The following is a 14,576-nucleotide window of genomic DNA, read 5'->3' as shown; positions in this document are numbered from 1 at the left end:
ATGCCGACGCCGTCACCGTGAGCACTCACGGTGACGGCGACGGCCTGTGCCGTATGCGGTTGTCTTGGCCCGAGCCGTCTCCCCGAGTGGACGGCGCCGGGCTGCTTCCAAGGGCCGCGGCCTAGCTCTCCGCCAGGATGTGCGACAGCTCCTGATCCAGATCGAAGTGGCGGTGCTCCGTGCCGGGCGGCACGGCGGCGTCGGTTCGCTTCAGGAAGGACTCCAGGGCCCGCGCCGGGGCCTCCAGCAGCGCCTCCCCCTCCGGGGAGCTGAGGGCGATGCACACGACGCCCTGGCCATGACTGCGCGATGGCCAGACGCGGACGTCGCCGGTGCCGGTGGGCCGGTGAAGCCCCTCGGCGAGGAGGTCGCGGGCGAACACCCACTCGACGGTCTCCTCGGCTCCGGTGTGGAAGGTGGCGTGCACGGCGTAGGGGTCGGCCGTGTCGTACCGCAGGCCTGCGGGGACAGGCAGGGAGGACTCGCTCGACACAACGAGGCGCAGGTGCAGCTCGCAGCTGACCGTGGTGTTCATAAGCGCCAGGGCCTTTCGCTCAGTGTGCGCTCGGGGATTCGCACGTCGGCGAAATCGACATGCCACCTACGGTGCCGTTGTAAACCCCTCTGAGGGTTTTGCGTGTCTTTAGGTACCTCTTACGGCCGAGAACTCGTACCAGTCGTGCCGCCATTCCGGTGACCGGATTCACTCGGGTAGGGTTTGTCTGTATGAATACGGGGAGTGACGAGCCGGGCGAGGTCGCCGTGGCAGCAGACAAGGCGGGAACGCCTCGGTCCGAGACCGAGGCCGGGCAGGACGACGAGCGCGGGCTCGGCTCACGCGCGCCGGAGTTCGTCAAGGCCCGCCGGCTCCTGCACCTGAGCTGGCAGGTCGGGGTCTTCGTGGTCGGCCTCGCCGTGGTCGGCGCGGGCATCGTCATGCTGCCCCTGCCCGGTCCCGGCTGGGTGGTGATCTTCGGCGGCATGGCGATCTGGGCGACCGAGTTCGTCTGGGCCCAGCTCGTGCTCCGCTGGACCAAACGCAAGGTCACCGAGGCGGCCCAGCGGGCCCTCGACCCCAAGGTGCGCCGCCGCAACATCACCCTCACCGTGATCGGCCTGGTGATCATCGGCGTGCTCGCCGGGATCTACCTGTGGAAGTTCGGCCTCGTCATGCCCTGGAAGATCAAGGACCAGTGACGCGGCCCGGGCGCGAGTGCCGTCCGCCGCCCGGCCCCTGGTCGGAAGCACCCCCTGACATGGGGTAATGTTCTTCCTGCGCCCGGGCGATTAGCTCAGTGGGAGAGCGCTTCGTTCACACCGAAGAGGTCACTGGTTCGAACCCAGTATCGCCCACCCGGACCGACGGCCCACCTGCGAGAAGCAGGTGGGCCGTCGGCGTATCCGCGCCTCTGCGGTGACTGAACCGCGGTACCGCCGCATGGGGAACCCTCGGCGGCTCCACGCAGCTCCCGCCCCCGTGGCGGCCGTACCGCGACCCGCCACCGCAGCAGCCTCACCGCGGTGCCCCACCGCGACAGCTCCCCAGCGGTTCGTCGGCCACCTCTCGGGCGACCCGGCGAAGCTCCCCCACCAGGACGGGCCATACCGCATCCCCTTTTTGCCGAACCGGCAACAACCCTCGTGCCCGCCCGTCCGCTCACGGGATGATCGTCCTGCGGAACCCGCCCGGCCCCCTCCCAGCGACCACCCAGCAGCCCCCACCATCCCAGGAGGCCCCTTGTCGCCCCACACCCCGGACCGCACGCAGGCCCCCGCCCCCGACCGCGCACCCATCCCCACCCCGGACCACGCACCAGCCCTGGAGCGCAACCAGGCCCTCGTCGCCGACCGCCCGCACACCCCCGTCCGCCACCTCCTCCTCCCCACCCCCGCAGGCCGCACCCACCTCGTCCAGCAGGGCCCCGACGACGGCCCCCTCGTGCTGCTCCTGCACGGTTTCCCGGAGTCCTGGTACGCCTGGCGGCACCAGTTGCCGTTGCTCGCGGCCGCCGGTTACCGGGCGGTGGCGATCGACGTCAGGGGGTACGGCCGCTCGTCGAGGCCGGGGTCCGTGGACGCGTACCGGATGCTCGACCTGGTCGCGGACAACGTCGCCGTGGTGGAGGCGCTGGGCGAGCGCCAGGCCGTGGTCGTCGGGCACGACTGGGGGGCGACGATCGCCGCCGTATCGGCCCTGACCAGGCCGGACGTGTTCCGGGCGGTGGGGCTGCTGGGCGTGCCCTACACCCCGCCCGGGGGCCCGCGGCCCAGCGAGGTCTTCGCGAGGATGGCCGGGGAGGGGACCGGCGAGGAGTTCTACGTGTCGTACTTCCAGCGGCCGGGCCGCGCGGAGGCGGAGATGGAACCGGATGTGCGGGGCTGGCTCGCCGGCTTCTACGCGGCCCTGTCCGCCGACACCATGCCCGCGCCGGGCGCCCCCGACCCGCACTTCGTCGGCGCCGGCGGCACGATGCGCGAACGTTTCCCCGCCGGTGTGCTGCCGTCCTGGCTGGGGGAGCGGGACCTCGACGTCCTCGCCGGGGAGTTCGAGCGGACGGGGCTGACCGGGGCCCTGAACCGGTACCGGAACATGGACCGGGACTGGGCGGACCTGGCCGGCTTCGCGGGCGCCGCGATCGAGCAGCCGTCACTCTTCGTCGGGGGTGCCCAGGACGCTTCCCTCTCCTGGCTGGCCGACGCTGTCGAGGCGTACCCGGAGACCCTGCCCGGACTCCGCGGCTCGCACGTCCTCGACGGATGCGGACACTTCGTCCAGCAGGAACGCCCGGACGACACGAACCGGATCCTGCTCACCTGGCTGGCGTCCCTGCCCTGCTGAGCCTGCCTGGCCGGCGGTCCGCGCCGGGGTCTCGGCGGCCACGCTCGGGCTCGCGGCGACGGTCGGCCGTGGAGGGAAAGCGGTTCCGGAAACAGGGTGGTGGCGATCCGTCACTTGTGGTGTGCTGCCGGGAGCGGGTCGAGAAAATCAACCAGTCCATTGCGCTCTTCGAGGAGAAGCACCCCGGGATCAGGGTCAGAACGCACTTCCAGACGTACCAGTCGTTCTGGGAGAAGTCCCAGATCCAGGCCACCGACGGAAATCCCCCGGACGTTTTCCAATACGCCGTCACTTTCCTGCGGAAGTACGACAAGCGAGGAATTCCGTCGGTCCGAAGTCGCAGGTGCAGGCTGCAACTCGCCGCCCCCGCCCAGCGCCTCTGGGCCAAGTCCTACGGCTCCGACGGCTACACGGAGTCCTCCCCTGGAAGACCGAGAAGCTCACCGGACCGGCCACCCTGGTCGCCGGCAGCTCCTCGGCGACCGGATGCCGGTCCGACGGGGACTGGGGAGCGCCGCTGCACGGGCGGCGGCGCTCGCGCCCCCAGTGTGACGCCGGCCACGATCCGCCGCATGAGTACGCGTACTCAGATTTATGCACCGGTTCGCGCCACACTCGTCCCATGGACTGGAACCACTACCGCTTCCGCAGCCTGTGGCCCGTGCCCGCCCCGCCGGCCGCCGTCTACGCGGCGCTGGAACGGGCCGAGGACTACCCCCACTGGTGGCCGCAGGTGCGGGCGGCGGTCCGCCGGGACGACGGCACCGGCGTGATCACCGTCCGGTCCGCGCTGCCGTACAGCCTCACCTCCGGCGTGCGGGAGGTCCGCAGGGACCCGGCCGCCGGCGTCCTGGAGGTCGTCCTGTCCGGTGACCTCGACGGCTGGGCCCGCTGGACGGTCGTCCCCGGCGGCCCCGGCACGCTCGCCCGGTACGACCAGGACGTCCGTGTACGCAAGCCCCTGCTCCGGTGGCTCGCCGTACCCGGACGGCCGCTCTTCCGCCTCAACCACCGGCTGATGATGCGGGCCGGCCGGCGCGGACTGCTGCGCCGGCTGGAAGCGGTTTGAACGAACCCCTTCGGGACCTGTATTGTTCAGTGCGTTCCCGGGCGATTAGCTCAGTGGGAGAGCGCTTCGTTCACACCGAAGAGGTCACTGGTTCGAACCCAGTATCGCCCACCGGGAAAGGCCGGTCCGCAGCAGCGGACCGGCCTTCTTCATGCCGCCGGGGACGTCACGCGGCCGCCGGCAGCTCCGGCCTGAGCGGCCACTCCGTGCTGACGATCTCCTCCGAACCACTGCGCGCGAACCACGCCTGCAGCCCCCGCGCCTGCGCCGCGTGCCAGTTCACCTGCAACGTGTGCAGCTCGGCCGGGGACAGCCGCTCCAGCCGGGTCGCGAAACGGCGGCCGACGGCCCGTACGACCTCCAGCGCCGCCAGCGCGTCCGCCGCCGCGTCATGCGCGCCCTGGAGCGGCACCTCGTAGTGCGCGCACAGGTCCGTCAGCGTCCGCCGGCCCTTGCGGTAGCGGTCCAGATGCTTGTCCAGCACCCGCGGGTCCAGCACCCGCAACGGCACCGACTGGAACCAGCGGTCCAGTGCCGACGCCCGGTGCCGGCGCAACTCCCGGTCCAGCAGCGTCAGATCGAACGGCGCGTTCATCACCACCAGCGGCCGCCCCAACGCCGCGTGCTCCGCCAACTGCTCCGCTATCTCGTACACCACCGGAGCCGGCCAGCGCCCGTTGTGCTGCAGGTGCTCCTCCGTCAGCCCGTGCACCGCCGTCGCCGCCTCCGGCACCGGCACCCCCGGATTCACCAGCCAGCGGGAGACCCGGGGCCGGGTCCCCGGCGCGTCCTGGACGACGACGGCGGCCGACACGATCCGGTCGGTCTCGACGTCCACGCCCGTCGTCTCCGTGTCGAAGGCGGCCAGCGGCCCCTCGTACCAGGTCGTCATTCCAACCCAACTCCTCGTTCACCGACGGGACATGACGTTCCGTCTTCCGCCCGTTTGGTGATACCCGGGCCGTTTGCGCCGTACGCCGGGAGGAGACAACAGGAATACGGGTCTTTGCAGTTCAGCGACCCGCAGCGGGGAAAACCTTGTCTGGGAAGGCTGTTGGTCATGGCCATTGCGCAGCCCGAGCGGGGCGGGCTGCTGCCCGGAAGCCCGGGCACCCTTCGCGGCACGCTCGCCACCACCGCCTGCATGGAGACACTGCAGGTCGGCTACCTCCACGCGGTCGCCGCCGCGGCCGGCTGCTCGCTGTCCCAGCCCTTCCCGGACAACGGCATCGACTGGCACGTCAGCCACAGCGCACCCGGACACACCGTCGACGACGAGGTGACCATCAAGGTGCAGCTCAAAGCCACGTACCAGATCGCCCCCCACCCACCGGGGCGCTTCTTCTCCTTCACCCTCGACAACGACCACCTGCGCAAGCTCGCCCGCACCCCCGTCTCGGTCCACAAGATCCTCGTCGTCATGCTCGTGCCGCGCGTCCAGGACGACTGGCTGCGCGCCGGCCACGACCGCCTCGACCTCAGGCACTGCTGCTACTGGACCAACCTCGCCGGCCACCCCGTCACCGGCCGGCACCGGACCACCGTGCGGATACCGACCTCGCGCATCTTCGACGACCGGGCGCTCTGCGAGATCATGACGCGGGTCGGGACGGGAGGCAGACCATGAGGAACCGTCCCCACGAGGAGCCGGTACGGCAGCTCCGGCCGTACCCCGGCGACCTCCCCTGGAACCGGCCCCCGCGGCCGGCCGACGTCGACCCCGCCGTCCTCGGCGCCCTGCTGCACCGTCACGGCTGGCAGCGGCGCGGCGGAGCCCCCGGGCGCTACGGCCGCTGGACCCCGCCCGGCCCCGGCGGCGCCGGAACCAGCCTCCTCGTCCCCGAGAGCCGCGCCTTCCCCGACAGCGACGACCTGCTCGGCGAGGTCCTCGACGCCCTCACCCGCGACCCCGACCCCTCGGCGCGCGAGGTACTGATCTCCCTCGCCGTCCCCAGCGACGAGATCCGCTGGTGGCGCGACACCCCCGCCGGACCCGCCGGCGCCGCCCCCTGGGGCGCCGACGACCAGCTGCGCGGCGCCGCACGTCAGACGCTCCTCGCCGCCGCCCTCGCCACGTACGCGCGTGCCGGCTACCACGGCGCCCGCCACCGCCGCCCCGCCGCCGCTCTCCTGGCCGACGTCCTGGTCGGCCCCGCCGCCGAGGGCCGCACCCTCACCGCGTTCGCACCCGTGCCCACCCACCGTCCCCTCGCCGTCCGTCTCCACCAGGCCCTGCACGCCGCCCGCGAGGCCATCGACTACCGGCGCGCCACCGGCGGCATGGACGCCTTCGACGGTGCCGTCGAGGCCGGCGTCAGCCGCGAGCTGACGGAGGCGCTCACCGCCCTCGTGCGCGGCACCGAGGGCGCCCGCGTCGCGGTCGCCTGGGCACCCGGCGCCGGCACACCCGACGGCTGCGCCCCCTCCGCCGAACCCGTCGAGTTCTCACCCGGTGACCTGCCCGCCCTCCGCGAGGCCGCCGCCCGCTACCTCCGCGCCGAACCCTCGGTCCCGGTCCGCGTCACCGGCGCCGTCGTCCGCATGCGCCGCTCCGGACCCGGCGGCGCGGGCACCGTACGCCTGCGCGTCCTCGCCGGCGCCGACGTCCCGCACCTGCGCGTCACCCTGGACGAGGAGGACTACCGCATCGCCGGCCACGCCCACCTCGTCGGACTCCCCGTCCGCCTGAACGGCCGGCTGGAGCGCCGGGGCGGCTTCCGCAGGCTCACCGGCGCCTGCGGAGTCGTCCCCGTGCAGGTGGACGAGGGGGAGCGGGACCGGCTGCTGAAATCCCTGCAGGAGAACCTCGACTACTTCGAGGAGGCGCCCGGGGAAGCGTGAGGGAGGGGCGACCGAGGGTGACCGTTTCGCGGTCGGTGCCGTCGGGTCGGTACGATCGCCTGTGCGCGCGCTCCTGGTATGGCGCCGCACCCCACCTTCAGTCAGGAGAGACCGGTGTCAGACGTCCGTGTGATCATCCAACGCGATTCCGAGCGGGAAGAACGCGTGGTGACGACGGGCACTACGGCCGCCGACCTCTTCGCGGGCGAGCGCTCGATCATCGCCGCGCGCGTGGGCGGCGAGCTGAAGGACCTCACGTACGCGCTGTCCGACGGCGACGAGGTCGAGGGCGTCGAGATCGCGTCCGAGGACGGCCTGAACATCCTGCGCCACTCCACCGCGCACGTCATGGCGCAGGCCGTGCAGGAGCTCTTCCCCGAGGCCAAGCTGGGCATCGGCCCGCCCGTCAAGGACGGCTTCTACTACGACTTCGACGTCGAGAGGCCGTTCACGCCGGAGGATCTCAAGGCCATCGAGAAGAAGATGCAGGAGATCCAGAAGCGCGGGCAGAAGTTCTCCCGCCGCGTCGTCACCGACGAGGCCGCCCGGGAGGAGCTGGCCGACGAGCCGTACAAGCTGGAGCTGATCGGCCTCAAGGGCTCCGCCTCCAGCGACGACGGCGCGGACGTCGAGGTCGGCGCCGGCGAGCTGACGATCTACGACAACCTGGACGCCAAGACCGGCGAGCTGTGCTGGAAGGACCTGTGCCGCGGTCCGCACCTGCCCTCCACCCGCCTCATCCCGGCGTTCAAGCTGATGCGCAACGCGGCCGCCTACTGGCGCGGCAGCGAGAAGAACCCGATGCTCCAGCGCATCTACGGCACCGCCTGGCCGTCGAAGGACGAGCTGAAGGCGTACCTGGACTTCCTCGCCGAGGCCGAGAAGCGCGACCACCGCAAGCTCGGCAGCGAGCTGGACCTCTTCTCCATCCCCGAGCAGATCGGTTCCGGCCTGGCCGTCTTCCACCCCAAGGGCGGCATCGTCCGCCGCGTGATGGAGGACTACTCGCGCCGCCGCCACGAGGAGGAGGGCTACGAGTTCGTCTACACCCCGCACGCGACGAAGGGGAAGCTCTTCGAGACGTCCGGGCACCTGGACTGGTACGCCGACGGCATGTACCCGCCCATGCAGCTCGACGAGGGCGTGGACTACTACCTCAAGCCCATGAACTGCCCGATGCACAACCTGATCTTCGACGCGCGCGGCCGGTCCTACCGCGAACTGCCGCTGCGCCTGTTCGAGTTCGGGACCGTGTACCGGTACGAGAAGTCGGGCGTCGTGCACGGCCTGACCCGCGCCCGCGGCTTCACGCAGGACGACGCGCACATCTACTGCACCCGTGAGCAGATGTCCGAGGAGCTGGACCGGACGCTCACCTTCGTCCTCGGCCTGCTGCGCGACTACGGTCTGACCGACTTCTACCTGGAGCTGTCCACCAAGGACCCGGAGAAGTTCGTCGGCTCCGACGAGGTCTGGGAGGAGGCGACCGAGACGCTGCGCCAGGTCGCCGAGAAGCAGGGCCTGCCCCTCGTGCCCGACCCGGGCGGCGCCGCCTTCTACGGCCCGAAGATCTCCGTCCAGGCCAAGGACGCGATCGGCCGGACCTGGCAGATGTCGACCATCCAGCTCGACTTCAACCTGCCCGAGCGGTTCAACCTGGAGTACACGGGCCCGGACGGCTCCAAGCAGCGCCCGGTCATGATCCACCGCGCGCTGTTCGGTTCCATCGAGCGGTTCTTCGCCGTCCTGCTGGAGCACTACGCGGGCGCCTTCCCGGCGTGGCTGGCCCCGGTCCAGGCGATCGGCATCCCGATCGGCGACGCGCACGTGGAGTACCTGGAGAAGTTCGCGGCGGCGGCCAGGAAGCAGGGCCTGCGCGTCGAGGTGGACTCCTCCTCCGACCGCATGCAGAAGAAGATCCGCAACGCCCAGAAGCAGAAGGTCCCCTTCATGGTCATCGCGGGCGACGAGGACATGTCGAACGGCTCGGTGTCCTTCCGCTACCGCGACGGCTCGCAGGAGAACGGCATCCCGTTCGACGAGGCCATCGCGAAGATCGCGAAGGTGGTCGGGGAGCGGGCCCAGGTCTGAACGGCCTGACCGCCGACGGCCCCCGGGATCACGGTCCCGGGGGCTTTTCCCTGTCCGCGTCATCCTCCAGGGAGAACCGCTGGAGGAACAGCGACGAGGCCGACCCCGTCACCGCGCCGAGCAGGGCGAGGCCGCAGATCATGAGGCCGACGGCGATCGTGCGTCCCCGGGGCGTGACGGGGGTGACGTCGCCGTAGCCGACGGTCGACAGGGTCGAGGCGGCCCACCACACCGAGTCCCCGAAGGTGCGGATCGTGGCGTGCGGGGCCCCGCGTTCCTGCTGGTACACCGCGAGCGCGCCGGAGAAGCCGAGCAGCAGCGCGGACAGGCCCGCGTAGAGCACCACGCGCGCGTGCAGGGTGAGGCGGGGCCGGCCGCGCCGCCGCAGGACCACGTCGTAGAGCCGCACGATGCGCAGCGGCCACAGCAGGGGGAGCAGCATGACGAGCGTGTCCAGCCAGTGGCGGGCGACGAAGCCGGGTCCGCGGCCGCTGAGCCGCCAGTGCACCGCGTAGTCGATGACGAAGACCGCCCAGGCGGCGCCGGTGACGGCCCGCAGGACGTCGTGTACGAACGGGGGCAGGCCGGGCGCGAGCACGTGCGTCGCGTAGCCGGCGAGGTAGAGCAGCGACGCGACGCCGAGGGGCAGCGCGGCGCGCCCCTGCCAGCGTTCCCAGCGCCGTGCGCGGCTGTCGGCGTCCACCGGCCAAGCTTGGCCGGAGAGTACCGGCGGGCAGCCCCGGCGACACGCCGGGAAGGGGTGAAGCCATATGCTGCCTAGCATGACGAGTGAGCCGGAGCAGCAGATCGGAGTGGGGACGCAGGACGCGTTCCAGCGCCTGTGGACGCCCCACCGGATGGCGTACATCCAGGGCGAGAACAAGCCGACCGGCCCGGGGGCCGACGACGGCTGCCCGTTCTGCTCGATCCCGGCCAAGTCGGACGAGGACGGGCTGGTCGTCCGGCGCGGTGAGCATGTGTACGCGGTGCTCAACCTGTACCCGTACAACGGTGGGCATCTGATGACCGTGCCGTACCGTCATGTGGCCGACTACACGGATCTGACCGGTCCGGAGACCGCCGAGCTGGGGGAGCTGACCAAGCAGGCGATGACGGCGCTGCGGACGGCGTCCGGGGCGCAGGGTTTCAACATCGGCATGAACCAGGGCGCGGTCGCGGGTGCCGGGATCGCGGCGCACCTGCACCAGCACATCGTGCCCCGCTGGGGCGGCGACACGAACTTCATGCCGGTGGTGGGCCACACACGGGTACTGCCGCAGCTGCTGGCGGACACCCGGAAGATGCTGGCGGAGGCCTGGCCGACGGCGGAGTGAACAGCCCCGTCCGGCGGGCGAGGACGCGGCCGTCCACGGCTGGTGCGGGGACCTGGGGCGTCGCGCCTCCGGACCCCGCACCGGCCGGCCGTACGCCGGCGGCCTACGCGTCGTAGAGGTCGGCCTTCCTCGGCGTCGGGTCCTGGACGTTGCCGCTGAGGAACGCCGAGCGGGCGCCGAACTTCTCCGTGTTCACGCCGTTCTCCTCCAGGACCTTGATCGCGGCGGAGTGGACCACGCGCAGCACCGGTGTGGCCGCGCGGAGCGCGTCGTCGGCCATGAAGCGGTGGCGCCAGGGCTGGTCGGCCCAGGCGTGGCGCAGACCGAACGGCTCGGGCAGGCCCAATGAGCCGCCGAGCCAGTTCAGCAGCGGCGGGTACCAGGTCAGCGGGGCCCGCACGGCGAGGCGCACGACCTCGTCGGTGGGGACCAGGGGCAGCTTGATCGTGCGGTTCTCCCAGGGTTTGAGGGACTTGGCGACCTCCTTGGTCGGCGCCTCCGGCTTGCTGGTGAACAGGGAGTTCACCGGGCCCAGCGCGTGTCCGGTGACCTCGATGCGCAGGGTCTCGTGGAGCACGGTGACGGTGATCAGCATGGTGATGACCAGCTGTCCGTCCCAGAGGGTCCACTGCACGCCCAGGTAGTGCCGGTCGCCGCTGCCGAACTGCTGCTTGTTGCAGATCTCCTGTATGGCGTGCGGTTTGACCTGGAAGGCCTCGACGTCGGTGCCCTCGGGCCGGGAGACCGCCGTGGCCTTCTCGCCGATGGGGGTGACGATCCAGTGCCGTATCGACGGCTTGGGGAAGCCGCCGGTGTTGAGCGGGCCGCGCTCCAGGAGGGTGAGCTGGTCGTGGATCGCGCGTATGACGTCCCAGCTGCGGAAGGGGTGGATCTCCCGGGTGGGGTCGGCGGGGACGAGGTCCTCGGCGAGCTGCCAGGCGCCCCAGCGGGTGCCCATGCCGAGTATGCCCTTGGGACCGGCGTAGAAGACGGAGTTCGACTGCTGCTCGGCGCTCAGCCGGGCCAGGGACTGGCGCAGCGCCTCGGCGGCGGTCTGGTTGGGGCCGCGCGGGACGGCCTCCGGGACCTTGGCGCCGACACTGGTGCCGGAGAGCAGGCCCTCCCAGCGGGCCCGGAGGTCCCCGGCGGTGCGCTCGCAGATCTGCTTGGCCCAGTACCAGCCGAGGACGGGGACGACGACGGCCGCCCGGGCGTACCAGGCCCAGAAACCGCTGAACGGCATCTTGACCAGGAACAGCGCGCCGAGCAGGCCGACGCCCAGGAGGAGCATGGTGGCGAGGGGGCCGGCCCGTTTGTCGTCACGTCTGGCGACGAGGGAGCGCACCTGGAAGACGAGCAGCCACACCAGCATCCCGGGCAGGAAGAGCAGGCCGCAGACGACGGTGATGGCGGTCAGCCGGTTGTCGCGCTCCCGGCGGATGTTGTTGGCGGCCAGGGCGTGCTCGACGACGAACTGCGGTTCGGAACCGAAGGACTGGATGAGCGGTTTGCGGCCGGGGGCGAGCATCCGGTCCACGAGGGCACGGGAGAACGCCTCGCCGAGATTGGGCCGGAACAGTTTCATCCGGCCGGCCTTCACGGTCGACTGGTGCCACTCGTTGTCGGCCTTCTTGATCTCCTCGATCGGGCTGTCCCGGTACGCCGCGGAGGCCAGCGCGGCGGTCGCCGCCTGCCCCTCGTCGCCCGAGACGGGTACCTGGGGCCCGTCCCACTCCGTTCCAAACGACATTCCCGCCCCCATCGCCGCCGGTGCCGTGCCTGCGGCCTTCCCGACTTCCCTGCTGCGCACACCTGTTGGACCGGTCGCCGTGCCCGCACCGGCCGGTTCCGGCGGACGGCCGCCGCACGACGTGATCCGGTGATCAGCGTATCCGCCGGCACTGACACGCGTGGGCGGACGGCCGAAGCCGCCCGCCTGTGCGCCGGGTCGCGCGCCTGCGCGCTACACGTCGTCCCCGGCCTGCTCGCGGACGCGTTCGGCGATCTGCGGCGGCATCGGCTCGTGCCGGGCGTACCTCCGGTCGAAGCGGGCGGTGCCGTGCGAGAGCGAGCGCAGGTCGACGGAGTACCGGCCGATCTCGAACTCGGGTACCTCGGCGCGGATCAGGGTCCGTCCGGTGCCGACCTGTTCGGTGCCGAGCAGCCGGCCGCGGCGGCTGGAGAGGTCGCTCATCACGGCGCCCACGTACTCGTCGCCGACCAGGACGGTCACCTCGGCGACCGGCTCCAGCAGATGGATCCTCGCGTCCGCCGCGGCCTCGCGCAGGGCGAGGGCGCCCGCGGTCTGGAACGCGGCGTCGGAGGAGTCCACCGAGTGGGCCTTGCCGTCCAGCAGCGTGATCCGCACGTCGACCAGGGGGTGGCCGGCGGCGACGCCCTTGGCGGCCTGGGCGCGTACGCCCTTCTCGACGGAGGGGATGAACTGGCGGGGCACCGCGCCGCCGACCACCTTGTCCACGAACTCGATGCCGGAGCCGCCCGGCAGCGGTTCGACCTCGATCTCGCAGATGGCGTACTGGCCGTGGCCGCCGGACTGCTTGACGTGCCGGCCCCGCCCGGTGGCCCTGGTCGCGAACGTCTCCCTCAGGGAGACCTTGTGCGGGACGACGTCGACCTGGACGCCGTAACGGCTGCGCAGCCGTTCCAGGGCGACGTCGGCGTGCGCCTCGCCCAGGCACCACAGGACGACCTGGTGGGTGTCCTGGTTCTGCTCCAGGCGCATGGTCGGGTCCTCGGCGACCAGCCGGGACAGGCCCTGGGAGAGCTTGTCCTCGTCGGCCTTGCTGTGCGCGCGGATGGCCAGCGGCAGCAGCGGGTCGGGCATCTGCCAGGGCTCCACCAGGAGCGGGTCGTCCTTGGCCGAGAGGGTGTCGCCGGTCTCGGCGCGGCCGAGTTTGGCCACGCAGACCAGGTCGCCGGCGACGGCGTGGGTGACCGGGCGCTGCTGCTTGCCGAAGGGCATGGACAGCGCGCCGACCTTCTCGTCGACGTCGTGGTCCTCGTGTCCGCGGTCGGCGAGGCCGTGCCCGGAGACGTGCACGGTCTGGTCGGGGCGCAGGGTGCCGGAGAAGACGCGGACCAGGGAGAGCCGGCCGACGTAGGGGTCGGAGGAGGTCTTGACGACCTCGGCGACCAGCGGGCCGGCCGTGTCGCACGGCTTCAGCTCGCGGGGTGCGCCGTCGACGGTGGTGACCCCGGGGAGCGGGTGCTCGAAGGGGGTGGGGAAACCGCGCGTGATCAGTTCGAGCAGTTCGACCGTGCCGAGGCCCTGCCGGGCGCCCTCGGCGGCGGGGGCGGCGGCCAGCACGGGGAAGAAGGACCCGCGTGCCACGGCCCGCTCCAGATCCTCGATCAGCGTCTTGACCTCGACCTGCTCGCCGCCGAGGTAGCGGTCCATCAGGGTCTCGTCCTCGCTCTCGGCGATGATGCCCTCGATCAGCCGGTTACGGGCCTCCTCGATGTCCGGCAGCTGGTCCTCGCCGGGTTCGGACTCCTTGCGCTCACCGGTCGCGTAGTCGAACAGCTTCTGCGACAGCAGCCCGACCAGCCCGGTCACGGGCGCGTGCCCGTCGGGGCCCTCGGGGCCGCGCAGCGGCAGGTAGAGGGGCAGGACGGCGTCGGGGTCGTCGCCGCCGAAGGCCTCCGCGCAGGTCCGGGTCATCTCCTCGAAGTCGGCGCGCGCGGCCTCCAGGTGGGTGACGACGATCGCGCGGGGCATGCCGACGGCCGCGCACTCCTCCCACACCATGCGGGTGGAGCCGTCGATCCCGTCCGAGGCCGAGACGACGAACAGGGCCGCGTCGGCGGCGCGCAGACCGGCCCGCAGCTCCCCGACGAAGTCGGCGTAGCCGGGGGTGTCCAGGAGGTTGATCTTGATGCCGTCCCACTCGACCGGCACGAGGGAGAGCTGCACGGAGCGCTGCTGCCGGTGCTCGATGTCGTCGTAGTCGGAGACGGTGGCGCCGTCCTCGACGCGGCCCGCGCGGTTCACGGCCCCCGCGGTCAGCGCGAGGGCTTCCACGAGGGTGGTCTTTCCCGATCCGGAGTGGCCGACCAGCACCACATTGCGTACGGACGCGGGTTGGTCGGCCGCCAGAGCCCTGCCGGCGGCCCCGGGGTGGTGTGTCTGTGCCTTGTCGCCCATGATCCTGCCTCCCGTGCACGGTGAGGTCACTGTGGGCGCGGACACGCGGGATCCGCGTGCTGAGGCGGCTCCGGCGACGCCCGCGGTTATTCGAGCTTTCCACTCCCGTCACGTGCCGTCCATACGAAGGACTACGAAGGGTGCGCACCGGACACCGTCCGCGTCACGCGGTCCCGCGCGGGGACGCGCTCCGCTTCCCGACGCGGCTGTGGGTGCCCGCCAGCCACGCACGCACGC

The 14,576-nt window shown here is 71.7% G+C and carries 13 protein-coding genes and 2 tRNA genes; 10 read left to right on the top strand and 5 right to left on the bottom strand.

Annotated elements, in window-relative coordinates; genetic code table 11:
* Nucleotides 1-121: 121 nt before the first annotated feature.
* Entirely contained in the window at nucleotides 122-535 is a 414-nt protein-coding gene (locus ACZ4VF_RS25710) for an SsgA family sporulation/cell division regulator (RefSeq protein ID WP_004002642.1), read from the bottom strand.
* 191 nt (nucleotides 536-726) lie between these two features.
* On the opposite strand from ACZ4VF_RS25710, the gene ACZ4VF_RS25705 reads away from it, so the two are divergent.
* From ACZ4VF_RS25705 to ACZ4VF_RS25680, 6 genes are all read left to right on the top strand, one after another.
* On the top strand, nucleotides 727-1,197 hold the full coding sequence (locus ACZ4VF_RS25705) for a TIGR02611 family protein (RefSeq protein ID WP_467928827.1): 471 nt from the start codon (nucleotides 727-729) through the stop codon (nucleotides 1,195-1,197).
* An 84-nt stretch (nucleotides 1,198-1,281) separates the two neighbouring features.
* Nucleotides 1,282-1,353 (top strand) — tRNA-Val (locus tag ACZ4VF_RS25700).
* Nucleotides 1,354-1,819: 466 nt separating this feature from the next.
* Entirely contained in the window at nucleotides 1,820-2,839 is a 1,020-nt protein-coding gene (locus tag ACZ4VF_RS25695; protein ID WP_467929171.1) for an alpha/beta hydrolase, read from the top strand.
* Entirely contained in the window at nucleotides 2,758-3,612 is an 855-nt protein-coding gene (locus tag ACZ4VF_RS25690; RefSeq protein WP_467928825.1) for an extracellular solute-binding protein, read from the top strand. Before ACZ4VF_RS25695 ends, ACZ4VF_RS25690 begins: the two co-directional genes overlap by 82 nt.
* Nucleotides 3,501-3,908 (top strand): SRPBCC family protein, encoded by a 408-nt coding sequence (locus tag ACZ4VF_RS25685; protein ID WP_467928824.1) that lies wholly within the window; start codon nucleotides 3,501-3,503, stop codon nucleotides 3,906-3,908. Before ACZ4VF_RS25690 ends, ACZ4VF_RS25685 begins: the two co-directional genes overlap by 112 nt.
* Nucleotides 3,909-3,947: 39 nt before the next feature.
* Nucleotides 3,948-4,019, top strand: a tRNA-Val gene (locus tag ACZ4VF_RS25680).
* A gap of 55 nt (nucleotides 4,020-4,074) precedes the next feature.
* Here the strand turns inward: ACZ4VF_RS25680 and ACZ4VF_RS25675 are convergent.
* Nucleotides 4,075-4,800, bottom strand: a complete 726-nt coding sequence (locus tag ACZ4VF_RS25675; RefSeq protein WP_467928823.1) for an exonuclease domain-containing protein — start codon at nucleotides 4,798-4,800, stop codon at nucleotides 4,075-4,077.
* A gap of 168 nt (nucleotides 4,801-4,968) precedes the next feature.
* Here ACZ4VF_RS25675 and ACZ4VF_RS25670 point away from each other — a divergent pair, with 168 nt between their 5' ends.
* The 3 genes from ACZ4VF_RS25670 (at nucleotide 4,969) to thrS (ending at nucleotide 8,840) form a co-directional block, all read left to right on the top strand.
* Nucleotides 4,969-5,535: a DUF4365 domain-containing protein gene (locus ACZ4VF_RS25670; protein WP_467928821.1), complete on the top strand. Its 567-nt coding sequence runs from the start codon at nucleotides 4,969-4,971 to the stop codon at nucleotides 5,533-5,535.
* Nucleotides 5,532-6,749: a serine/threonine-protein kinase gene (locus ACZ4VF_RS25665; RefSeq protein WP_467928820.1), complete on the top strand. Its 1,218-nt coding sequence runs from the start codon at nucleotides 5,532-5,534 to the stop codon at nucleotides 6,747-6,749. The genes ACZ4VF_RS25670 and ACZ4VF_RS25665 overlap by 4 nt, the downstream gene beginning before the upstream one ends.
* 114 nt (nucleotides 6,750-6,863) lie before the next feature.
* Complete coding sequence (gene thrS, locus ACZ4VF_RS25660; RefSeq protein ID WP_467928819.1) at nucleotides 6,864-8,840, top strand: threonine--tRNA ligase; 1,977 nt, start codon at nucleotides 6,864-6,866, stop codon at nucleotides 8,838-8,840.
* A 28-nt stretch (nucleotides 8,841-8,868) separates the two neighbouring features.
* Here thrS and ACZ4VF_RS25655 read toward each other — a convergent pair whose 3' ends face one another.
* Nucleotides 8,869-9,543, bottom strand: a complete 675-nt coding sequence (locus tag ACZ4VF_RS25655; protein ID WP_467928817.1) for a potassium channel family protein — start codon at nucleotides 9,541-9,543, stop codon at nucleotides 8,869-8,871.
* 67 nt (nucleotides 9,544-9,610) lie between these two features.
* Here ACZ4VF_RS25655 and ACZ4VF_RS25650 point away from each other — a divergent pair, with 67 nt between their 5' ends.
* A complete protein-coding gene (locus ACZ4VF_RS25650) occupies nucleotides 9,611-10,174 on the top strand; it encodes an HIT family protein (protein WP_467928816.1) in 564 nt (187 codons plus the stop codon).
* A gap of 103 nt (nucleotides 10,175-10,277) precedes the next feature.
* On the opposite strand, the gene ACZ4VF_RS25645 is transcribed toward ACZ4VF_RS25650, so the two are convergent.
* Nucleotides 10,278-11,924 carry a hypothetical protein gene (locus tag ACZ4VF_RS25645; RefSeq protein ID WP_467928815.1) on the bottom strand — a complete coding sequence of 549 codons (1,647 nt, stop codon included), beginning with the start codon at nucleotides 11,922-11,924 and terminating at the stop codon, nucleotides 10,278-10,280.
* A 213-nt stretch (nucleotides 11,925-12,137) separates the two neighbouring features.
* Nucleotides 12,138-14,339: an elongation factor G-like protein EF-G2 gene (locus tag ACZ4VF_RS25640; protein ID WP_467928813.1), complete on the bottom strand. Its 2,202-nt coding sequence runs from the start codon at nucleotides 14,337-14,339 to the stop codon at nucleotides 12,138-12,140.
* Nucleotides 14,340-14,576 lie beyond the last annotated feature (237 nt).

Source organism: Streptomyces sp. NPDC029151 (genome assembly GCF_055564315.1).
The sequence above is the reverse complement of the archived record's forward strand: the minus strand, read 5'-3'. Positions and strand labels throughout refer to the sequence as shown.